The sequence below is a fragment of the Micromonospora sp. LOL_021 genome (assembly GCF_048060215.1).
Classification (GTDB): Bacteria; Actinomycetota; Actinomycetes; order Mycobacteriales; family Micromonosporaceae; genus Micromonospora_E.
The window spans coordinates 21587-41633 of sequence record NZ_JBHMIN010000027.1 but is presented as its reverse complement, the minus strand read 5'-3'; the positions used below and the strand labels follow the sequence as shown (position 1 = coordinate 41633).

The window sequence follows — 20047 nt, the reverse complement described above, 5'->3', positions numbered from 1 at the left end:
TTTTCGGAGGGGATCAGGCCGCGTCGTCGCGGCGGCGGGCGACCAGGTGCAGGCGGTCGCCGCGTAGGCCGGTCGCCAGCTCGGCGCCGGAATGCCAGGGCGGTTCGGTACGCGGGCCGGGGGCGTCGAACAGGGCGAGGACGTCGAACCCGGCGCGGTCCAGCAGATGGCGCAGCTCCTGCGGGAAGAGCAGCCGCCAGGCGGAGCTCTGCACCAGTTCCTGCTCGGCACCCGGCCAGGTCCACGCCCGACGGCGGCGCAGCAGCTGCGCAGCGGGGTCGATCCACAAGGTGGTACGGGACGTGTAGGTGACGCCCTGCCAGCGCACCGACCGGATGCTGGGCCCGTTGACCAGGTCGGTGTTGCCGAGAAAGTACGCGCCGTTACGCATCTCGGCGACGAACAGCCCGCCGGGGGTCAGCTGCCGTCGGCAGTTGGCCAGCGCGGTGGTCAGGTCGGCGTTGTCGTGGCAGTACAGCAGCGCGCTGTCCAGGCAGGTGATCACGTCGAAGCGGTGACCGAGGTCGAACGTACGCAGGTCACCCTCGACGAACCGGACCCGCTGGTGGCGGCGGGCGTAGGCCAGCATCCGGGGGGACAGGTCCAACCCGGTGACGTCGAAGCCGGCGTCGGCGAGGTACCCGGCGTCGCGGCCGGTACCGCAGCCGAGGTCGAGCAGCCGCCGGCCGGGCGGTCCGGGCGCGAACCGGTCGACCAGGTCGGCCACGAACCTCGCCGCCCGGTGCTCCGGGTCGGGAAACTGGGCCTCGTACAGCTGCGGGTTGTCGGTGAGCAGGTTGCCGCCCGACACCACCGGCCCGCCCCCGACCACCGGCCCGCTCACCGGGCCGCCTTTCCGGCGGTGGCCGGCACCGTACGTGGGGCGAGCAGGCCCCGGCGGTGCAGCGCCCACACAGCGGCGCCGCAGGCCAGGCCCAGCCCGGCGCAGAGCAGCCACGCTCCGGCGGGTACGCCCTGCGCCGCCCCGTCCGGCTGGCCACCGGTCTGCATGAACCGGCCGACGGCGGTGGTGGCCAGCGCCGCCACAACCCCGGAGGCCAGGTAGAACACGCCGAAGTAGGTGCCGGTCAGCCCGTCGCGGGCGAAGCCGGGCACCAGCTCCAACACGAACGGCTGCGCCATCATCACCCCGACCGCCAGCGCCAGCGCGGCGGCCACCGTCGGCAGCGCCCGCACCGGAGGCGGGCCGGTCACCGGCAGCAGCGGCAGCAGGAAGCCGAGACCGGCCACCGCCAACCCGGCCGCGATGGACACCCCACGGCTGCACCGCCGACGCAGCCAGCCGGTCAACCGCACCTGCCAGACGAGAGTGACCACCGTGGACACCACGAAGAGGGCCGCCACCGCCAGCGCGGTGCCGGCGGCGGCCTCGGCCTGCACCGGTAGCACCAGGTACAGCTGGGTCTGCAGGGCGAACAGCGCACTCAACGCCACCGTGAACGCCAGGAACCGACCGTCGGTCAGCGCCTCCCGCCAGTCCCGGCCGACGCTCTGCCCGCTGCGGGTCACCGGGTGCGGTGGCAGCACCAGCAGTTGCGCCACGGTCAGCGCGGCGAACACCACCGTCGCGCCGATCGCGGCGGCCCGGAAGTCGACCAGCAGCAGCGCGCTGCCGAGCAGCGGCCCGAGCAGCGCACCGGCGCTGGCGAAGACGTTGAACAGGGCGAACGCCTCGGCCCGGCGCTCGGGGGCGGCCTGGGCGAGGTAGGCGCGTACCGCCGGGTTGAACAGCGCCCCGGCCAGCCCGGTCAGCACCGAGGCGGCCAGCAGTGCGGGCAGCGACCCGCCGACCGCGAACACCGCGAAGCCGACCGCCCGCAGCCCGCAGCCCGCGATGATCACGCCACGTGCGCCGAGCCGGTCGGCGGCCGATCCGCCGACCAGGAACAGTCCCTGCTGGCTCAGGTTGCGCACGCCGAGGACCAGGCCGACCAGGGTGGCCGACAGGCCGATGTCGTCGCGCAGGTGACCGGCCAGGTAGGGCAGCAGCATGTAGAAGCCGACGTTGACCCCGAGCTGGTTGACCACCAGGAGCCGGATCGCCGGGGGGAAACTCGTCAGCGTCGTCCAGGTCGCCCTCACCGCGCCGCCTCCGCCCGGTCTCCAGTCGTCGCCGTCGGTGTCACGCCGAGGCCGGGGGTGTCCGCCAGGCGCAGCACGCCGTCGTGGCCGCCGATCCCGGTCCACGGGTCGTCGGCGATCAGCAGGTGCCCGTCCAGGTCGACCCAGCGGGCGAGGCCGGCCAGGTGCACGGCCGGTGCGACGCCGAGCGTGCTGGCGACCAGGCAGCCGAGCATGATGTCCAGGCCGCGTTCCCTGGCCGCCTCGACGATCCGGGTGGCGGCGACGATCCCGCCGCACTTGGCCAGCTTGACGTTCACCCCGGCGACCGCGCCGGTGAGCCGGTCCAGGTCGGCCAGGTCCTCGGCGTCCTCGTCGGCGACGACCGGGACCGTGGTGCGGGCGGCCACCCAGGCCAGCAGATCGGGCCGCCCCGGCTGGATCGGCTGCTCGACGGCGTCGATCCGGTACGGGGTGAGCGCGTCCAGCCGCCGTACCGCCTGCTCGGCGGACCAGCCGCCGTTGGGGTCGAGCAGCAGCCGGGCCGTCGGTGCCTCCGCGCGTACCGCCGCCACCCGGGCCACGTCGGCGTCGTCACCGGCCTTCACCTTCAGCACCGCGAACCCGGCGGCGACCAGCCGCCGCGCGGTCGTCGCCGCGTCCGCGACCGGCACCAGCCCGATCGTGTACGCGGTGGCGACCGGCGTCGGCACCGGCGCTGCCAGCAGCCGGTGCACCGGCCGCCCCCGGGCCTGGCCGAGCAGGTCGTGCACGGCGGCGTCCAGCGCCGCGAGCACCCCGGCGGAACCGTCGAACGTACTCAGCTCGTCGCGCAGGGCCGCCGGATCCGCACAGCCGGCGAGCCGGCCGGTCCAGCCGGCACAGGTACGTTCGATCGCGGCCCGGTCGAGTCCGTAGTAGCCGCTGGTGACGACCTCGCCGTGGCCGGCGAGCCCGTCGTGGGTGACGGTCAGCTGGACCGCTTCGCGGTGCGCCATCACCGACCGGGAGATCCGCAGCGGTTCGCGCAGCACCAGTCGGTACGGGTGCCAGGACAGTTTCATGCCGGCACCCGCTCGTGGCGTAGCGGGTCGCCGACCACCCGGCAGCGGCTCCACCGGGTGACCTCCACCGCACCGGGGTGCGGTATCTCGACCGGATGGCCGGGGGTGGGGCCGAGCAGCCCGTGCCGGCCGCACCAGCCGTCGTCGAAGATGGAGTCGAGGTAGCGGTGCGGGCCGTCGGGGAAGACCGCCAGCACCCGGGTGTCCGGCTGGGTGCGGGCCACCCAGGCGGCGACCCTGGCGACCGCGCCGGTGGACCATCCGCCGGTGACGAACGCCGTCCGGGCCAGCCGGCGGCAGGTGTCCACCGCCTCCGCCGGGCCGAGCCAGTGCACCTCGTCGAACGCCGGATAGTCCACGTTGTCCGGATAGATGCTGCTGCCCAGCCCGCGCATCACCCGCCGCCGGGCCGGCTGGCCGAAGATCGTTGAACCGATGGTGTCCACGCCGATCAGCCGCAGCTGCTGCCAGTGCCGGCGCAGCGTCCGGGCCAGCCCGGCGCTGTGCCCGCCGGTGCCGACGCTGCACACCAGCACGTCGACGGCGTCGACCTGGGCGGCGATCTCGTCACCGAGGCTCGCGTACCCGGCGACGTTGTCGGGGTTGTGGTACTGGTCCGGCCAGTACGCGCCGGGCAGCGTCGCCAGCACCTGCGTCAGCCGTTCCCGGCGGGCCTGCTGCCAGCCACCTGTCGGGTGGGGCCGCTCGACCACCTCCAGCCGGGCTCCGTACGCGCGTAGCAGCGCCCGCATCGACGGCTCCAGCTCCCGGTCGACGACCAGCACCACCGGGTGGCCGAGGGCCTGCCCGGCGAACACCAGCCCGATGCCGAGGGTGCCGCTGGTCGACTCCACCACCGGTGCGCCGTCGCGGAGTTCGCCGCGCCGCCGCGCGCCGGCCAGCATCGCCACCGCCGCGCGGGCCTTCATCCCGCCCGGCGCGACGGACTCGACCTTGGCCCAGAAGCCGCCGTGCGGGTGCGGCAGCGGCGCGTCGACGTAGATCAGCGGGGTGTGCCCCACCAGGTTCAGCAGCTGCGGCGCGCTCACCCGGACACCCCGTACCGGTAGAGGGCCGTCGGGCCGCCGTCGAGCCAGAAGAACGGGTACGGCTCGGCCGACACCGCCGTCAGCCCGGCTCCGCGGAACCACGGCAGCACCGCGCTGCCGGTCTGCGCGAACGCCACGAACGGCTTGCCCTCGGCGGCGGCGTGGGTCAGCAGCGGCTCGAAGGTGCCGTTGCCGAGCGTCATTCCCGAGGCGAGGATCGCGTCGCAGCGGTCCAGCAGCGCCGCCGCGTCGGGCAGGCACGGCTCGTCCCATTCGGTGTGGCCGCCGGCCAGGTCGCACGGCAGATACCGTCGGCCGTCGGCCCGGAGCCGGGCCAGCAGCGAGTTCACCACCCCGACGACCAGGACCGGGCCGCTGGTCGGCGGCAGCAGGTCGACCACGGCGGCGGCCCGGGTCTGCGACTTGGCCAGCGAGCTGCCGGCGGGCACGGTGACCACCGTGTCGGCCGCCTCGGCGTGCGGGTGCTGCGCCATCAGGTACGCGTCGAGCGCGGCCACCCGCACCGGCAGCAACGGATGGGCGAGCAGGTCGGCGACCGTGGCGCCGACACAGTCGTAGACGACCTCGTCGGGCAGCTCGCCGGGTTCGACCGCGCAGGAGCCTACCGCCGTGTCGACCCGCAGACTCAGCACCTGATTGCGGTAGCTGCGCAGCCGATTCGCGTGCCGCGCGCCCTGCCTGGTCACGAACCCCACACTGACCTGGCAGCGGGTCGGGTCCACGCCGTGCCGTCCGGCCCGTACCGCGTCGATCAGCGCGGCGAGGGACCGGTACGCCGGCCGGGCCGGCGACACGGACGACGCCGGCTGGTCCGGCGACACGGACGCCGCCGTGGTGCTGTCGGTGGACGCCGTCATACCGCCGCTCCGGCCGGCGCGGCGGCGGACCGGTGCCGGTCGGTGCCGCCGCCGTCGTCGACGTACCCGACCCGTACCTGCGCGGCCAGGCCGTCGGCGACGGTCCGCGCGCCGGCCCCGGCCGTGTCGACCACCATGACGTGGCCCAGGTAGTCGTTGTTGCTGCCGCTGTCACCGGCCCGGTGGCCGGCGGGTTTCACCGACCAGTCGACGACCCGTGGGTCGGTTTCCCAGGCCCCGGTTCCGTCGATCCGGGCGACGACACCGGGGCGCGGCGGCAGCACGAATGCGATCGCCGCGCTGCGTACGCCGGTGTCGGCGGGTGTGAGGTCGGCGGTCCCGCCGAGCGCCAGTTGCGCGTACACCATGGGCAGGTCGATGCCGGTGACCCGGCGCACCAGCTCGGTGATCTGGTTGCCGGCCGGCCGGGGGTTGACCTCGACCACCCGGGGCCCGGCCGGGGTCAACCGCAGCTCGGTGTGGGCGACCCCGCGGTCCAGCCCGACCGCCGCCAGCGCGGCCACCGCCACCTCACCGGCCCGGCTGGTGGTCGCCGGGTCGAGCGACGCCGGGAACATGTGTCCGGTCTCGACGAACCCCGAGGCACCGCCGAGGCTCTTGTCGGTCACCCCGACGACCGTCGTGTGTCCGTCCACGGTGACCGTCTCCACGCTCACCTCCGGGCCGGACAGCAGCTCCTCCAGCAGCACCGTCGGCACCCGGGGCTGGCGTCTGGCGTTGACCGGGAACCCGGTGAGGGCGTCGAACGCCGCCCGTAGCCCGGCCTCGTCGGCGACTTCGCGCACGTACATGCCGGCGCAGAGGTCGACCGGTTTGACCACCAGCGGGAAGCCCAGCTCCCGGGCGGCCTGCGCGACGTCGGACCAGCTCTGCGCGAGCGCGTACCGGGGTTGCGGCACGTCGGCGGCGTCCATCGCCGCCCGGGCGAGGTCCTTGCGGTACGCCCGGCGCACCGCCGCTGGGTCCGCGCCGGGCAGTCCCAGGTGGGCGGCCAGCTGGGCGGCGGTGTCGAGGTAGTAGTCGCAGGAGGTGAGTACGCCGTCGAAGCGCAGCGCCCGGTGCAGCTGTTCCGCGTGCTCCAGCAGTCCGGGCAGGTCGTTGGTCTCGGCGGTCAGCACGTTGTGCGCGGCGAGCAGCGGGTGCGCACCTCCGGCCGGTGCGCCGCGCAGGTAGTGGTGCAGGTCGCGGGTCAGGAAGGAGAACCGGTGCCCGGCCTCCAGCACGGCCCTGGGCAGCAGGTGGGCCATCGCACCGACCCAGCTCTCCACCAGCAACACATGCGCCATCGACGCCTCCTCGCTCGGCAACCGGCATGGTGATGATAACGGTTATCGTTTACTGAGGATAGGCGCCGTCGTCCGGCAGTTGGTCAGCGAGTGCGGCAGCGACCCCGAGGGCTCACAGCCGCGACTGGCCTGCCTCGGTCCGGGCAGTGGGTGTCGGCGGGTGGAGATTGGTCAAGCCCGTGACGAGCAGCAGGTACGCGACCAGTTCCAGCAGGGTGATGAGCGCCGTGACCGGGTACGGCGTCGACGGCGTCGACCCGATGGCGTAGGCGGCGGACCAGGCCAGCTGGTCGCCCACGTACAGCGGCAGCGGCACAGCTCGGATGGCCGCGTCCACATGGGGCAGCGCGGTGACGGCGAGCAACGCCGCACCGGCCGAGGCGAGCCACCGGCGGTGCCCGGCCAGCGCCGTGGCGAGCGCCAGCGCGGCCAACCCGAGCCCCAACGGCGGCAGCACCGCCAGGCTCACGGCGATCACCGAGCCGGCCAGGTCAGCCCCGGTCGGATGGTCACGGTGGTCCGCCGCCAAGGTCAGCCAGATGGCGGAGATCCGGATCACCGTGTACCCGATGATCACTGCGGCTGCCAGTGCTGTGGCGACCGTTGTCCGGCGCCGCCGGGGGTGGCGGTGCCACACCGCGAGCAGTATCGCCACCGCGGTCAGCGACGCCCAGCAGAGGGCGAGGCCCGCCTCGACACCCGCGAGCCGGTCGACGCCGGCGGTATCCGGCCGCAGCACCTGCCAGCCGTGGCCCTCGGCCCGGTCGGCAGGCATCGTCCGGACGGCGTCCAGCATCAGGACGGCGAGCGCCGCCGGCACCGCCCACCGTGGCGTAGGCAGCCCGCTGACCACGGCGTAGGCGACGAGCAGGCCGATCGCCAGCACCTCGGCGTAGCGCCAGGACGGGCTGGCTGTCAAAACGCCAGCGACGTGGATCACGGCGCACCCGGCTGCGGCGGTCAGGAGAACCGGTCCGCGACGCACCGGGTGAATCTAACTCGACCCTCTGTCAGCGGTCGGATCGCTCACCAACGCTCCAGGCAGACATCGACGGAGCAGCACCGCTGGCATTCGCTTGCCGGGCCAGCGGTCGGACGGGTATCAGGCTTCGAACCTGCCGGTCTTGATGTCCTGGACGAAGCCGGTCCACTGGGTCGGGGTGAAGGACAGCACCGGCCCAGCCTGGTCCTTGCTGTCACGCACCTCGGTGGCCTGGTCGACGTACCTCGCCTCCACGCAGGCACCGTTGTGGCCGCTGCGGCTGCTCGTGCGCCACTGGTTGTCGAGTGCCTTCATGGTGTCTCCCTATCCCGGAGGTCCTTGATCATCTCGGCCGATGCTGCGGGTGACAGGGCAGATGCCCGCAGGTCGTCGAAGACCTTGGCGCACCTCTGCACATCCTCACCTTCAGCGTAGAGGTCTCCGGTCAGCCCTTCGATGTAGACCACCCCTGGCCCTTCGTCGAAGCTGAGGATGTGGAAGCTCGACAGCATCGAGGCGTATGCGCCCTCGCCGAACGGGATGACCTGAATGATCACGTTCCACCGGTCCTGGGCTTCGAGCAGCGCTGTCAGCTGGTCAGCCATGATCTCCGGTCCGCCGATCCGGCGGTGCAGCACCGCCTCGTCGATGACCGCGACCAGGCGAAGCTTCTCCTCGGTGAGCAGCTTCTGTCGCTCCACGCGGACCGCTACCCGTTCCTCTACGGCCTGCGGTGTGGGCTGCGATGCGTCAGCGACCGTGATCGCACGGGTGTAGTCGACGGTCTGCAGCAGGCCGGGCACCACGAGCGTCTCGAAGTTCTGGATCGTCGTCGCGGCGGACTCCAGTCAAGGTCAAGTCCAGGTGGTGCCCGGACTGCGGGCGTACGACGTACCCGATGGCGGATCGGCCTGGTGAGTAGCCGGCTACTCGCCACGCCGGAGCCGAAACCCGGCGACGTGCTGATCATCGGCCGGGAAGCCAGCGTCCAGTTCGCCGACGGCCGCGCCATCCGACTCCGGGTCATCGCCGTCGAGCGCAAGTGGACCTACGACGGGTGAATCTGGCTGACCGGATACGTCATTGACCGTCACGGCAACGCCGCCGACCGGCGGGAGATCTTCGTCCAGCGCCACGGACTCTACCGACTTCCCCGACACACAGAAACCTGACCATCGACCAATTGATCAAGGGAGAGAAATGATCACCGAGGTACTACGTGACTGGTGGCTGCGCTGGCTCGACTGGCGCTCCGGCCGGTCGACGGCCTATCAGCGGCTGCACCACCTGCGACGCGAGTTGCGGCGACAACGGCAGACGACACCGGTCCGCCACCGCCGACTCGACGGCAACCGGGGACACCACTGGACCACACAGGCCACCGAACTCGTCCCGACCCTGCGCCCGTTGATGACATACGGCCAGCAACTCGGCTACCGGGTCGTCCTGCACGGCTCACCCTGACCGGCCCCCACCCCCGACACCCACCAAGCCGGGGTCACACGCCCGCCCGGCCGGGATCACCATGATCAGTTGAAGGTGAGATACCTTTCAGCCGGCGGGAAAGGTGTCTCACCTGCAACTCGTGGCGTCGGTGCCGGTCAGCCCGGCGGTGCCGGTGGCGTCGGTGATCCTCGAAGCCGGGGAAGAGGGGATCTGTGCGTCGGCTCCGTACACCTCACTGTCGGACGTCCCCGTGTCGTCCTCGCAGAACTGTCGTGGGCACGCCATGGCGTGATCATGCTGGCCGTCGACGAGCTGTCAATGACGCGGCGCCGGCGGCAGGCTGGCGGACCGCCGAGCTGACCCGGTTGGCCAACACGTTCCCGAGCACGTCGACGACCGCGTGGCTGACCGCGCCATGACCGGAGTCGGGCCAGCGCGGCACGGCGCAGCCGCCTGCGGCGGTCAGGAGAACCGGTCCGCGGCGCACCGGGCGAACCCAGCCCGAACCCGGTCGAACCCGTCCGTCGGCGGCATCCGGCATCCGGCAGCGGTTGATCGGGTCGACCTCTGTGGACATTGACAGAAGTTTGTCAATTAGTAAACTTTCCTATCTGAAAGCGCTCTCACGACTTGCTCACATCGACCTCCCGGAGGTATGCAGATGAACCGCAAGCTGGGTGCGCTGCTGGGCCTGACCCTGAGCGCCAGCCTGCTCGCCGTACCGCCACCGGCCGCCGCCGCGCCGACCGCCGGCACCTCCGGCCCCGCCACGAGCGCGCCGACCCCCGGCCCCGCCACGAGCGCGCCGGCCACCGCCACCGAGATCGCCGATCCGGCCGACTCCGCCGCAACCGCCGATATGGCCGCGCTGCCCGCCGGCCAGCTCGCCGCGCTGCGCCGGGATCTCGACCTCACCCCGGACCAGCTGGCCACCCGGCTCGCCGTCGAGGCCGCCGCCGTACCGATCGAACACCGCCTGCGCACCGAACTGGCCGACGCGTACGCCGGCACCTGGGTCGCCGCCGACGGCCGTACCGTCGTCGTCGGGGTGACCGACCCGGCGCAGGCCGCCCGGGTCCGCGCAGCCGGTGCCGAGCCCCGGACCGTCACCCGCAGCCTCGCCGAGCTGGACCGGCTCGCCGCCGGACTCGACCGACGGGCCGCCAGCGCCGACACCGCCGTGCACTCCTGGTACGTCGACCCGGTCACCAACACGGTGACGATCGAGGCCGCCGACGCCGCTGCGGCCGCCGGCTTCGCCCGCGCCGCCGGGCTGCCCACCGCCGCCACATCGGTGGTACGCAGCGACGACGCCTACCGCCCCGTGTACGACATCCGGGGCGGCGACCAGTACGTGATCAACAACAGCGTGCTCTGCTCGGTCGGCTTCGCCGTCGCCGGTGGATTCGTCACCGCCGGCCACTGCGGCGGCGTCGGGGCCTCCACCGCCGGCAGCGGGGTCGCGCAGGGCACCTTCCGGGGCTCGTCGTTCCCCGGCGACGACCTGGCCTGGGTGCAGACCAACGCCAACTGGGTGCCCCGGCCCTGGGTGAACAACTACGGCGGCGGCACGGTCAACGTCACCGGCTCCCAGGAGGCAGCCGTCGGGGCCGCTGTCTGCCGGTCCGGCCGGACCACCGGCTGGCGGTGCGGCACCATCACCGCCAAGAACGTCACCGTCAACTACTCGGGCCAGCTCGTGTACGGACTGGTCTCCAGCAGCGCCTGCGCGCAGCCCGGTGACTCCGGCGGCCCGTTCCTCGCCGGCACCCAGGCGCAGGGCGTCACCTCCGGTGCCGGTGGCACCTGCAGCTCCGGCGGCACCACCGTCTACCAGCCGGTCAACGAGATCCTTTCCCGCTACGGGCTGTCGTTGACCACCACCGGCGGCGGCTCGACCAGCCGGATCATCGGGCTCGCCGACAAGTGCATCGACGTGCCGAACTCCAACGGAGTCGACGGCCAGTACCTGCAGCTGTACCGGTGCAACGGCACCAACGCGCAGAACTGGACGTTCCCCGGCGACGGCACCATCCGGGCGCTGGGCCTCTGCATGGACGTCGCCTGGGGCTCGACCGCCAACGGCGCCGTGGTGCAGCTCGCGAACTGCAGCGGCAACCCGGCCCAGCAGTGGGTGCTCTCCGGCGCCGGTGACCTGGTAAACCCGCAGGCCAACAAGTGCGTCGACGTGGTCGACTGGAACACCGCCGACGGTGCCCGCCTGATCATCTACGAGTGCCACGGCGGCGCCAACCAGAAGTGGCGGCGCGGCTGACCGGCCCTTCCTCGGTCAGCGTCCCGATAAGCGCGCCCGCCTCGGTTCCGGCAGCCCGCCGCGCCGGAACCGGGCGGGTTCGCCGCAGCCCTGGGGCCAGCAGCCCGGTGGCGACGAGCGACAGTCCGGCAAGCACCGCGACCGACTGGTGCACGGGAAGGTGATCCGCGACGGTCCCGGCGACGATCGCGCAGACCGCCTGTCCTGCCAGCATGCCGTTTTGCTGCAGACCGAGCACCTGGCCGCGCGCGTAGGTCGGAGAGTGGGCGATCAGCCGTTCCTGCAGCGGCAGTGAGGCAGCGAAGCCGACCGAGGCGATCAGAGCGAGCAACATCGCCACCGGCAACTCCGGCCGCAACAGGAAGACAAGATATGGCACCGGAAGCAGCAGCCGCAGCGGCAGGACGGCCCGCTGCCGAGCTTCCGGCGGAAGGAATCGACCCACCAGTACGTCACCGGCGAGCATCCCGAGCGCACCAGCGGCGAAGAGGAAACCGGCCCGGTCCCCGGCGTACGGCACGAACAGGGCCTCGCAGCCGACCACCAGCCCGTTGGGCAGCCACAGGTTGAGTAGCAGCGATCGCCGTCCCGGATCGGCCCACAGCTCTCGGTTGACCCGCCAGGTCCGGGCGGTCGAGGTCCGCTCGGTGGTCCGGGTCGGCCGTTCCGTCAGACCGAACCAGACCATCGCCGCCGCGACCGCGCGCAGTCCAGCAGCGACCAGGAACACCTGGTACGGACTGAGCCAGACCAGCAGAACTCCGCCAACGCCGAACCCGGCGATCTGCATGATGCCCACGCTGGCGTTCATCGTGGACCGGCCGAGCACGTACGCCCCGCCGGGCAGGATGTCGTTGATCAGCGCCCACCGGGCACCTGCGGTGATCGACGCGACGTAGGTGACCAGACCGATGATGGCGAACCGGGCCCACAATGGCAGTCCTGGCACGGCCTGCGCGGCGGCGCCGGCCAGGGCGACCAGCGCCGCGATGGTCATCGCCCGACGCGGCGGCACGCTGTCCGCCGCCGAGAGCAGGGTCACGCTGCCGAGTACGCCGGCGAGCGGTGCCCCGAACATGCTCAGCGCGGTGAGCAGAGCGGACCCGGTGGTGGCGTAGGTCAGCGCACCGAGCGCCAGCGACGAGCTGGTGTGTGCGGCGATGCCGGCACAGTTGGCCAGGAACAGGTGGCGGAACTCGCGTACCGCGAACAATTCCGAGTAGGTCCTCACCCGCCTGATGCTGCAGTCCGGCAGCGCCGGTCCAGTAGCGTTACGTCTGGAGGCGAAACATGACGGTCTGGCAGGTGCCGGCGGACCTGCTGGCCCGCAGTCGGTTCGTGGTCTCACCGCTGACCGACACCGTCGCCGCGCTCCGGTCCCTGCACTACCCACGTCGACCGTGGCAGCACGACTGGCGACGACCGCACCTGGTCGCGTTCCAGCATCTGCTGGACTCCCGGCCGGTGTTCCGTGCCCTGCTGGCAGCGTCGTTCCGGCCCCGGTTCACCGCGGATTGGCTCACCCTGGCTCCGCTGTCGGCGGCACCGACCTTCGCCGACGAGCTCGCGGCCGTCGCCGCACGTGGCGACGAGCAGATCCGCGCCGATCTACGCGAGACCCGACCAGGGCCGCTCGCCGACGTGCTGCTGGCCGACGGCCTCGCTGGGCAGGCAGCGGACCTGCTCGACTGGGTGTGGCGGAATACGGTGCAGCCACAGTGGCCGGACCGGGAGCGCCGGCTACGGGCCGACATCGTCGGACGCACCGCCCGGCTCAGCAGTCAGGGCTGGGCTGGTGTCTTCGCCGACCTCAATCAGAAGATGCGCTGGCTGGGCGACGGCCGGCTGCAGGTCAACGACTACCCGGCGCCGCCGATGCGGCTCGACGCAGCCGAGCAGTTGGTCTTCGTTCCCGCGCACTGCGCCCGTGGCTGGGTGCTGTGGGACCAGCCCACCCGATTCGGCATGGTCTATCCGGCCAGCGGCATCCTCGCCGACTCCACGCCGGTGACGGCAGCCGGGCTGGGCAGGTTGATCGGCGCGAACCGGGCGGCCATCCTGACTCGACTGGCGACCCCGATGAGCACCTCGCAGCTGGCGACGGCAGCCGGGCTCGGCACCGGCACGGTCGGCGACCATCTGAAGGTGCTGCTCGACGCGGGCCTGGTCACGAAGCGCAGATCCGGGCGGGAAGTACTCTACTGGCGTACCGCGATCGGCACCGTTCTGGCTGACCCGGATCGGCGGACGAGAGAGGATCGAGACGTGGGGATCTACGACATTCCGCTCACCACCCTGGCCGGGCAGCCCGGCTCGTTGAGGGACTTCGCCGGCAAGGCACTGTTGGTGGTCAACGTGGCGTCGAAGTGCGGGCTGACCCCGCAGTACGCCGGCCTGGAACAGCTGCACGAGCGGTACGCCGACCGGGGCTTCTCGGTGGTCGGCTTCCCGTGCAACCAGTTCGGTGGCCAGGAGCCGGGCAGCGCCGAGGAGATCCAGGAGTTCTGCTCGGCGACATACGGGGTGACGTTCCCGATGTTCGCCAAGATCGAGGTCAACGGGCCCGGCCGGCACCCGGTCTACGCCGAGCTGACCGAAACCGCTGACGCCGACGGCACGGCCGGTGACATCCAGTGGAACTTCGAGAAGTTCCTGATCGCGCCGGACGGCCGGGTGGTCGGCCGGTTCCGGCCCCGGGTCGAGCCGACCGACGACGCGGTGGTCACCGCGATCGAAGCACAACTGCCCGGGTAGGGACCGACCCAGCACCCGTCGTGCGGTAGCGGCCGGCCCCGGGTCGGGGCCGGCCGGCCGTACGGTCACCGCTGGTTTAAGGTCTGCTTCGGGTGACCCACGCAGTACCAGATCATCAGCGGTGAGCCCACCCCGTGACCGTCGACGTCCAGACACTTGCCGGTCAGCGGGTTGACCAGGGTGCCGCTGCGGCCCTGCCACTTCTGCCAGTTCTGCGCCGGGTTGCCGCTGCAGTACGCCACCTGCACCGCGGTGCCATCGTCGCTGGCACCCCAGGCCACGTCCATGCAGAGCCCGTTGGCGCGGATCGTGCCGTCGCTGCGCAACTGCCACCACTGCGACTTGTTTTCGGCGCAGCGCTGCAGGGTGAGCCGGGTCCCGTCGGAGCCGGCACCGGCGCTGACACACAACCCGGTCTCCTTGCCGACCAACTGGTAGGTGTTGGACGGGCGTACCGGGGCGGGCGGTGCCGCCGGGGTGGTCTGCTTCGGCGGGTTCTTCGTGGCGCGCGGGCTGGGTGGCGGCGCCGCCGGCCGGGTGCTGGCCGTACCCGGCGGGGTCGTGGCTGATCCGGGTTTCGGCGAACCGGTTGGGGAGGCGGCCGGGGTCGGCGACGCCGACGGCGACGAGGAGGCCGACGGCGACGGAGTGGCCGACGGCGACGGGTCGGTGGTCATCCGGGCGTCCATCGCGTAGAAGTCGGTGAGCCGCTGCACCGACTCCAGCAGGTTCTCGGTTTCCTTGTCGAGCGGGCGTGACCGCCGGGCAGGCCGATCCGGCCTCGACGATCAGCTCGACGCACTCGGTGGGGACCGCCTTCGGCTGGCGGTCCGTGTCGGCCGGCTCGTCGCCGGACCCGCCGAACTGCGGCAGCTTGCTGTAGTACGCCGCGTAGCCGCTGGCCTGGCCGACGTAGGTGAGCGCCGGATCGGGCACCCCGCCGGCCACGGCGCCCAGTCCTGCCAGTCCTGTGCGTCGAGCCCGGCGATGCCCTGCCCGCCGGAGGTGGTGGTGTCCGCGTCGGCGTCCAGCCCGGACTCGGCCATCAGCTGGCCGGCGACCCGAGCCGGGTTGAGCATCGGGCACGATTCGGCGGCGGCGACGATGACCGCCAGCTGCTCGTCGGAGACCGGCTGGCCGATCAGGTCGTCGTCGCGGGCGGACGCCGCACCGAACCCGATGGTCGCGACGACCGTGGACAGCGCGGCCAGCCCGGCGATGATGCCTGCCGTGGTGCGTCGCGGGAGCCGGTCGAGTAGGCGTCGGAACAGGTCGAACAGGCGTCGGAACGGCAAGGATCCGGGCATCATGATCAACCACCGTCCCAGGCGCATCCGCCGAGGCGTTTCCGGTCGACATTGAATCGATCGCACTTAGGCACGATCAATGCCGGATGGTGAAAGCTAGGAATCCTCCTGGGACTTGCCGACCGTACCGGGGTTGCCGGCCGTACCGTCGGTCTGGTCCTCGCCGGCCAGCGCGGACCGCAACCGTTCCTTCTCGGATCGGCGACGCTCGGCGGACTCGGCGATCTGCTGCGCCATCTCGTCCCGCCAACCGCGCATCAGGAACCAGGACAACGCGGCCGAGAAAATGACCGCGATCATGAGCTTCAGAAAAATGTTTATGTCGACCGGCCAGAGGGCCAGCACGACGACCACGAACAGCCCGATCCGGCCGAGCGTGTACTTCACCGCAGGGCTCATGCCTCTCCTCACCGGCCGTCCAGCCACCGGACGCCATGGAACCAGACCGCCGCGTACACCAGGGCGAAGACCGCCGCCCCGATCCCGCCGCCGGCCGTCGCCGGCAGCTCGGCCGCGATCCCGGCCGCGAGCAGCCCGGAGGCGACCCCGACGCCGGTCGCCACGGCGGCGGCGACGAACCGGGCGGAGCCGCCGGCCCAGGCCCGGAAGTCGTCGGCGAACAGCCACGCCGGCAGGATCACCGCCAGCCAGCCGTTCGACTGGCCGAGTCGGCCGTCGCCGATCAGCGTGAACACGCCGTCGAACAGCAGCAGCACGACCAGTCCGATCACCAGTCCGGCGCCGACCACGCCGAGCAAATCCGGCAACGCGACGACCCGACCTGCGGCGTCCCGGCGCGGGAGACTGTCGCTCTTCGATTCCGTCATGACCCCATGAGGGTACGCCTGGGCTTGTGCCGCATTCGGACCAGGTTTGCCGGGCCGCCATCCGGATAACCGGCCCAGGTGACTGCCGACCCTCGATGGCACGGGGCACCGAGGGTCGGCGTCGCCAGGTTTGAACCGCCGGCCGCTGCGGTGAAGGTGTCCGGATGCACCCGCTGCACCTGAGCTACGCGCTGGTCGGCGTGCTCGCCGTACTGCTGGCCTTCTGGTCGAGCGCCATCCGCCGCGCGCCGGTCAGCGAACCGCTGCTCGCGCTGCTGCTCGGTGTCCTGGTCGGCCCGGTGTCCGGGCTGATCGACCCGACCCACCACGACACCACCGGCCTGCTCCGGGAGGCCAGCCGGATCCTGCTGGCCATCTCCCTGATGGCGGTCGCGCTGCGGTTCCCCGCCACCGGGTATCTGACAGTGGCCCGCCCGGTCGGGGTGCTGCTGACCCTGGGCATGGCCGGGATGGCGGTGGTCAGCGCCGGTCTGGCCTGGCTGCTGCTCGGTCTACCGGTCGCCCTGGCGGTGCTGCTCGGGGTCTGCCTGACCCCGACCGACCCGGTGCTGGCGTCGAGCGTCGTGTCCGGGACACCGGCCGAACGGGCACTGCCGGCCAGGCTGCGTCAGGTGATCAGCGGTGAGTCCGGGATCAACGATGGGCTCGCGTATCTGCTGGTCGCGCTGGCGTTGATCGCGGCCGCCGCCCGGCCGGCCGGGCAGCAGGTGGCCGAGGCGGCCTGGGGCGTCGGTGGTGCCGTCCTGGTCGGTGTGGCGGTCGGCTGCCTGGCCGGCTGGGCGGTACGGGCCGCCGAGGCGCGGGAAAAGGTCGACCAGGGCTCGCTGCTGGTCTTCGCCGTGGTTCTCGGCGTGGCCGCGTTGGGCGTCGCCCGGGTCGCCCGTACCGACGCGATCCTCGCCGTGTTCGTCACCGGCCTGGCCTACAACCGGCTGATCGGCCGCCGGTCCCGCGCGTCCGAGCAGCAACTCGACGACGCACTCACCCGGTACCTCGTACTGCCGGTGTTCTTTCTGTTCGGTCTGGTGGTCCCGTGGCGGCAGTGGCTGGAGCTCGGCTGGCCCGTCGTGGCGTTCCCGGTGGCCGTGCTGCTGCTGCGCCGGCTGCCGATGGTGCTGGCCCTGCGGCCGGCGCTGGGCATGTCGTGGCGGGACACGGTGTTCCTCGGCTGGTTCGGCCCGATCGGCGTGTCCGCGCTGTTCTACCTGACGTACAGCTACGCCGAGGGGGCGACGGATTCCCGGCTGTGGGCGGCCGGGACGCTGGTGATCGCGGCCAGCACCCTGGTGCACGGGGTGACCGCCACCGCCGGTCGCCGCTGGTACTCCTCAGCGGCGTCCCGGGGCGTCGGCGGCCGGTGAGGCCGCCCGGCACCGCTGGATGTCCGGCCGGTGCTCGGGCCGGGCGGCCGTGGCCAGATCGGCGAGGATGCTGTCGATCAGCTCGACGATCCTGGGCTGGTCCGCGGCTGCCCGCCGGATGTCGGTGATCGACGTGGCGAGGTGGCTGGCGAACGACTGTCGGCGGACGTGGACCCGGACCGTCCCGTCGTCGTCCCGGACGATTCTCGGCCGGTCCGGCCGGTCGGCCAGCCGGCGCAGCAGGTCGTGCGTCTCCTGCAGAGCACGGACGGCGGTGGTGGTGTCGTTGATGCCGGGCGAGAGCGCCCGTTCGGCGATGTCGGCGAGCTGCCGTAGCCCGAAGCCGACGTCCTGGCCGGGGACCCGTTCGACGCCCACCTCGACGGCCTGCCCGGCCAGCGTCGCGTCGACCGGGCCGGGCGGCGTGTCTCCGACGGCGTGTACGGCGACCAGCGGCATGCCGGCCACGACGAACTCGCCGGGGATCCGCTCGACCGTGAGGGCGCAGCCGTGCCGGCGGGCGAGCCGCGCCAGCAGGCCGACGTCGACCTCGACGACCACCCCGGTGGCCGGTGCGACCAGCACGTCGACGATCGGGCCGTCCGGGGAACCGGTCGGATCGGTCGGCCGGGGCGCCCACCGGCCGATGCTGCGTCTGCTCTGTACCCCGATCGCCGCGATCATGTGCGAGACCCGCATCAGAGCGGTCATGTGGTGCAGGTAGTAGATGAACATTCCGGTGCTGCCCAGCACCAGGGCCATCGACACGGCCAGCGACAGCGCCGGCAGCCGGGCGTCGGCCTGGTCCGGTAGCGCGGCGAGGACCACCATCGCGAATAGGAACGTCGCGACGAACGTGCCGAGGGTGGCCTGGGTGACCCGGTCGCGCAGGAACGTCCGCAGCACCCGGGGCGAGTATTGGCTGGAGGCCAGCTGCACCGCCACCACCGTGATGGAGAAGACCAGCGCGGTGAACGAGATCATCGCGGTGATCACCGACGACAGCAGCGACCTGGCGCCGGCCGGCCCGCTCGGCAGGAAGCCGTCCAGCGGCAGTCGTAGCCGCAGCTCCAGGGCGGTGAGCAGGATCGCGCCGAGCACCGCGCCGGTCGCGAACGCCGCCGGTACCGCCCAGAAACTGCCCCACACGCCACGGAGGCGGGACAGCATGCCACGCGGCTGACTCACCGCAGCGTCTTTCCCACGCTCGGGCGGGTCGACACCTGCCGGCCGGATCAGGCCGGTCCGGGCTGCTTTGGGCGTTGCCGGACCGGCCCGCTCAGGCCCAGATCTGCTGCGGCTCGGCCCGCCGGTCGGCCAGCGTCGGCGGCCGGTCGTACTCCCGTACCACCTGGTAGCGGGTGTCCCGCTCGACCGGCTGGAAGCCGGCGTCCCAGATCAGGTGCAGCAGGTCCTCACGGTGCATGGTGTTCGGCGTGCCGTAGGAGTCCGCGTCGTGGGTGATCTTGTACTCGACCACCGAACCGTCCAGGTCGTCGACGCCGAAGTTGAGCGACAGCTGCGCCACGGACAGCCCGTGCATCACCCAGAAACACTTGACGTGCGGCACGTTGTCGAACAGCAGCCGGGACACCGCGAACGTCTTCAACGACTCGGCCGGTGCCGCCATCGTGGTGCGTTCCTGGATCCGGTTACGGATCTTGCCGTCCGCCGAGTCGACGAAGTCGTGCTGGTAGCGCAGCGGGATGAAGACGGTGAAGCCGCCGGTTTCGTCCTGCAACTCGCGCAGCCGCAGCACGTGGTCCACCCGGTGTCGGGGCTCCTCGATGTGGCCGTACAGCATCGTCGACGGGGTACGCAGCCCCTTGCTGTGGGCCAGCCGGTGAATCCGGGACCAGTCCTCCCAGTGGCAGGCGTGGTCGACGATGTGCTGGCGGACCTCCCAGTCGAAGATCTCCGCACCGCCACCGGTCAGCGACTCCAGACCGGCGTCCATCAGCTCGTCGAGGATTGCGTCCGCCGGCAGCCCGCTGATCTTCTCGAACCACTGCACCTCGGTCGCGGTGAACGCCTTGAGCTTGACGTTCGGCAGCGCCGCCTTGAGCTCGCGCAGCACCTTCGGGTAGTACCGCCAGGGCAGGGTCGGGTGCAGGCCGTTGACGATGTGCAGCTCGGTGAGCTGCTCGTCCTCCATCTCCTTGGCCTTACGGACCGCATCGTCGATGCGCATCGTGTACGCGTCCTTCTCGCCCGGCTTGCGCTGGAAAGAGCAGTACGCGCAGGAGGCGCTGCACACGTTGGTCAGGTTGAGGTGCCGGTTGACGTTGAACATCACCCGGTCGCCGTTGAGCTCGGTCCGCCGGTGGTGCGCCAGCCGGCCCAGCCAGGCCAGGTCGTCGCTGGCGTACAGATCCACCCCGTCCGTATAGTCCAGCCGCTCCCCGGCGTACACCTTCTCTTCGAGCTCACGCTTGCGACCAGCGTCCACGTCCGCCACGTCCCTTCCCGGCCGGCCACGCCGACGACCCGCCGTCGACGACCATCAGCCGTGATCCGCGTTCGAGCGTACGTCCCGGGGCCGTCGGTCGGCTCGTCGCCCGGCGGCACAGCGACCTGCGTCATGCCCGGGTCGCCAACCTCTCAGCTTCTCGTTACCTCAGGAAACATCGACATCAGCAGCCCCGTGCGGTAAGACCGATGTGGGACAGGCGACACCAGGCGACGCGACTCGGT

General features: G+C 71.9%; 23 protein-coding genes and 1 pseudogene. 8 read left to right on the top strand and 16 right to left on the bottom strand.

Going from position 1 to position 20047, the window contains the following annotated elements:
• Positions 1 to 13: 13 nt before the first annotated feature.
• From ACFHWT_RS18415 to ACFHWT_RS18375, 9 genes are all read right to left on the bottom strand, one after another.
• Positions 14 to 844, bottom strand: coding sequence for a class I SAM-dependent methyltransferase (locus ACFHWT_RS18415; RefSeq protein WP_416595897.1), 831 nt, complete (start codon positions 842 to 844; stop codon positions 14 to 16).
• On the bottom strand, positions 841 to 2103 hold the full coding sequence (locus ACFHWT_RS18410) for an MFS transporter (RefSeq protein WP_416595896.1): 1263 nt from the start codon (positions 2101 to 2103) through the stop codon (positions 841 to 843). Before ACFHWT_RS18410 ends, ACFHWT_RS18415 begins: the two co-directional genes overlap by 4 nt.
• A complete protein-coding gene (locus ACFHWT_RS18405) occupies positions 2100 to 3146 on the bottom strand; it encodes a dipeptide epimerase (protein ID WP_416595895.1) in 1047 nt (348 codons plus the stop codon). The genes ACFHWT_RS18410 and ACFHWT_RS18405 overlap by 4 nt, the downstream gene beginning before the upstream one ends.
• On the bottom strand, positions 3143 to 4195 hold the full coding sequence (locus tag ACFHWT_RS18400; RefSeq protein ID WP_416595894.1) for a PLP-dependent cysteine synthase family protein: 1053 nt from the start codon (positions 4193 to 4195) through the stop codon (positions 3143 to 3145). The genes ACFHWT_RS18405 and ACFHWT_RS18400 overlap by 4 nt, the downstream gene beginning before the upstream one ends.
• Positions 4192 to 5073, bottom strand: coding sequence for a Rossmann-like domain-containing protein (locus tag ACFHWT_RS18395; protein WP_416595893.1), 882 nt, complete (start codon positions 5071 to 5073; stop codon positions 4192 to 4194). Before ACFHWT_RS18395 ends, ACFHWT_RS18400 begins: the two co-directional genes overlap by 4 nt.
• Positions 5070 to 6380, bottom strand: a complete 1311-nt coding sequence (locus ACFHWT_RS18390) for an ATP-grasp domain-containing protein (RefSeq protein WP_416595892.1) — start codon at positions 6378 to 6380, stop codon at positions 5070 to 5072. Before ACFHWT_RS18390 ends, ACFHWT_RS18395 begins: the two co-directional genes overlap by 4 nt.
• A 112-nt stretch (positions 6381 to 6492) precedes the next feature.
• Complete coding sequence (locus ACFHWT_RS18385; RefSeq protein ID WP_416595891.1) at positions 6493 to 7365, bottom strand: hypothetical protein; 873 nt, start codon at positions 7363 to 7365, stop codon at positions 6493 to 6495.
• A gap of 117 nt (positions 7366 to 7482) precedes the next feature.
• On the bottom strand, positions 7483 to 7677 hold the full coding sequence (locus ACFHWT_RS18380) for a DUF397 domain-containing protein (RefSeq protein ID WP_416595890.1): 195 nt from the start codon (positions 7675 to 7677) through the stop codon (positions 7483 to 7485).
• Positions 7674 to 8210, bottom strand: a complete 537-nt coding sequence (locus ACFHWT_RS18375; protein WP_416595934.1) for a DUF5753 domain-containing protein — start codon at positions 8208 to 8210, stop codon at positions 7674 to 7676. The genes ACFHWT_RS18380 and ACFHWT_RS18375 overlap by 4 nt, the downstream gene beginning before the upstream one ends.
• Before the next feature lie 66 nt (positions 8211 to 8276).
• Here ACFHWT_RS18375 and ACFHWT_RS18370 point away from each other — a divergent pair, with 66 nt between their 5' ends.
• The 4 genes from ACFHWT_RS18370 to ACFHWT_RS18355 all read left to right on the top strand — a co-directional run bounded on the left by ACFHWT_RS18370 (position 8277) and on the right by ACFHWT_RS18355 (position 11083).
• Positions 8277 to 8423: a hypothetical protein gene (locus ACFHWT_RS18370; protein WP_416595889.1), complete on the top strand. Its 147-nt coding sequence runs from the start codon at positions 8277 to 8279 to the stop codon at positions 8421 to 8423.
• Positions 8424 to 8562: 139 nt separating this feature from the next.
• Complete coding sequence (locus ACFHWT_RS18365) at positions 8563 to 8826, top strand: hypothetical protein (RefSeq protein ID WP_416595888.1); 264 nt, start codon at positions 8563 to 8565, stop codon at positions 8824 to 8826.
• Positions 8827 to 8929: 103 nt separating this feature from the next.
• Positions 8930 to 9100: a hypothetical protein gene (locus ACFHWT_RS18360; RefSeq protein ID WP_416595887.1), complete on the top strand. Its 171-nt coding sequence runs from the start codon at positions 8930 to 8932 to the stop codon at positions 9098 to 9100.
• Between the two features lie 369 nt (positions 9101 to 9469).
• Positions 9470 to 11083: a ricin-type beta-trefoil lectin domain protein gene (locus tag ACFHWT_RS18355; RefSeq protein WP_416595886.1), complete on the top strand. Its 1614-nt coding sequence runs from the start codon at positions 9470 to 9472 to the stop codon at positions 11081 to 11083.
• Here the strand turns inward: ACFHWT_RS18355 and ACFHWT_RS18350 are convergent.
• Positions 11034 to 12314, bottom strand: a complete 1281-nt coding sequence (locus ACFHWT_RS18350; protein WP_416595885.1) for an MFS transporter — start codon at positions 12312 to 12314, stop codon at positions 11034 to 11036. The genes ACFHWT_RS18355 and ACFHWT_RS18350 overlap by 50 nt on opposite strands.
• A gap of 59 nt (positions 12315 to 12373) precedes the next feature.
• Between ACFHWT_RS18350 and ACFHWT_RS18345 the strand changes: the two are divergent.
• Positions 12374 to 13246, top strand: a pseudogene (locus tag ACFHWT_RS18345) (winged helix-turn-helix domain-containing protein); the annotation flags it as partial.
• A 102-nt stretch (positions 13247 to 13348) separates the two neighbouring features.
• On the top strand, positions 13349 to 13837 hold the full coding sequence (locus ACFHWT_RS18340) for a glutathione peroxidase (protein WP_416595933.1): 489 nt from the start codon (positions 13349 to 13351) through the stop codon (positions 13835 to 13837).
• A 65-nt stretch (positions 13838 to 13902) separates the two neighbouring features.
• Here the strand turns inward: ACFHWT_RS18340 and ACFHWT_RS18335 are convergent, their stop codons facing one another.
• The gene (locus ACFHWT_RS18335) at positions 13903 to 14268 is read right to left on the bottom strand and encodes a ricin-type beta-trefoil lectin domain protein (RefSeq protein ID WP_416595884.1); all 366 of its coding nucleotides are present in this window, start codon (positions 14266 to 14268) and stop codon (positions 13903 to 13905) included.
• A gap of 7 nt (positions 14269 to 14275) precedes the next feature.
• On the opposite strand from ACFHWT_RS18335, the gene ACFHWT_RS18330 reads away from it, so the two are divergent.
• Positions 14276 to 14533: a hypothetical protein gene (locus ACFHWT_RS18330; protein WP_416595883.1), complete on the top strand. Its 258-nt coding sequence runs from the start codon at positions 14276 to 14278 to the stop codon at positions 14531 to 14533.
• Between the two features lie 92 nt (positions 14534 to 14625).
• Here ACFHWT_RS18330 and ACFHWT_RS18325 read toward each other — a convergent pair whose 3' ends face one another.
• From ACFHWT_RS18325 to ACFHWT_RS18315, 3 genes are all read right to left on the bottom strand, one after another.
• Positions 14626 to 15144, bottom strand: a complete 519-nt coding sequence (locus ACFHWT_RS18325) for a hypothetical protein (RefSeq protein WP_416595882.1) — start codon at positions 15142 to 15144, stop codon at positions 14626 to 14628.
• 96 nt (positions 15145 to 15240) lie between these two features.
• On the bottom strand, positions 15241 to 15543 hold the full coding sequence (locus ACFHWT_RS18320; protein WP_416595881.1) for a DUF4229 domain-containing protein: 303 nt from the start codon (positions 15541 to 15543) through the stop codon (positions 15241 to 15243).
• Between the two features lie 8 nt (positions 15544 to 15551).
• On the bottom strand, positions 15552 to 15971 hold the full coding sequence (locus ACFHWT_RS18315; RefSeq protein WP_416595880.1) for a hypothetical protein: 420 nt from the start codon (positions 15969 to 15971) through the stop codon (positions 15552 to 15554).
• A 164-nt stretch (positions 15972 to 16135) separates the two neighbouring features.
• Between ACFHWT_RS18315 and ACFHWT_RS18310 the strand changes: the two genes are divergently transcribed.
• Positions 16136 to 17353: a cation:proton antiporter gene (locus tag ACFHWT_RS18310; RefSeq protein WP_416595879.1), complete on the top strand. Its 1218-nt coding sequence runs from the start codon at positions 16136 to 16138 to the stop codon at positions 17351 to 17353.
• Here ACFHWT_RS18310 and ACFHWT_RS18305 read toward each other — a convergent pair.
• Together ACFHWT_RS18305 and mqnE are read right to left on the bottom strand one after the other, a co-directional pair.
• A complete protein-coding gene (locus ACFHWT_RS18305; RefSeq protein WP_416595878.1) occupies positions 17321 to 18541 on the bottom strand; it encodes a DUF2254 domain-containing protein in 1221 nt (406 codons plus the stop codon). The genes ACFHWT_RS18310 and ACFHWT_RS18305 overlap by 33 nt on opposite strands.
• Before the next feature lie 91 nt (positions 18542 to 18632).
• Entirely contained in the window at positions 18633 to 19802 is a 1170-nt protein-coding gene (gene mqnE / locus ACFHWT_RS18300) for an aminofutalosine synthase MqnE (RefSeq protein ID WP_416595932.1), read from the bottom strand.
• Positions 19803 to 20047 lie beyond the last annotated feature (245 nt).

What these genes read in the sequence shown, in the direction of transcription:
- ACFHWT_RS18315 (WP_416595880.1), bottom strand. Translation starts at nt 15,971, where the DNA reads ATGACGGAATCGAAGAGCGACAGTCTCCCGCGCCGGGACGCCGCAGGT.
- ACFHWT_RS18325 (WP_416595882.1), bottom strand. Translation starts at nt 15,144, where the DNA reads ATGCCCGGATCCTTGCCGTTCCGACGCCTGTTCGACCTGTTCCGACGC.
- ACFHWT_RS18405 (WP_416595895.1), bottom strand. Translation starts at nt 3,146, where the DNA reads ATGAAACTGTCCTGGCACCCGTACCGACTGGTGCTGCGCGAACCGCTG.
- ACFHWT_RS18365 (WP_416595888.1), top strand. Translation starts at nt 8,563, where the DNA reads ATGATCACCGAGGTACTACGTGACTGGTGGCTGCGCTGGCTCGACTGG.
- ACFHWT_RS18380 (WP_416595890.1), bottom strand. Translation starts at nt 7,677, where the DNA reads ATGAAGGCACTCGACAACCAGTGGCGCACGAGCAGCCGCAGCGGCCAC.
- ACFHWT_RS18355 (WP_416595886.1), top strand. Translation starts at nt 9,470, where the DNA reads ATGAACCGCAAGCTGGGTGCGCTGCTGGGCCTGACCCTGAGCGCCAGC.
- ACFHWT_RS18395 (WP_416595893.1), bottom strand. Translation starts at nt 5,073, where the DNA reads ATGACGGCGTCCACCGACAGCACCACGGCGGCGTCCGTGTCGCCGGAC.
- ACFHWT_RS18320 (WP_416595881.1), bottom strand. Translation starts at nt 15,543, where the DNA reads ATGAGCCCTGCGGTGAAGTACACGCTCGGCCGGATCGGGCTGTTCGTG.
- ACFHWT_RS18310 (WP_416595879.1), top strand. Translation starts at nt 16,136, where the DNA reads ATGCACCCGCTGCACCTGAGCTACGCGCTGGTCGGCGTGCTCGCCGTA.
- ACFHWT_RS18390 (WP_416595892.1), bottom strand. Translation starts at nt 6,380, where the DNA reads ATGGCGCATGTGTTGCTGGTGGAGAGCTGGGTCGGTGCGATGGCCCAC.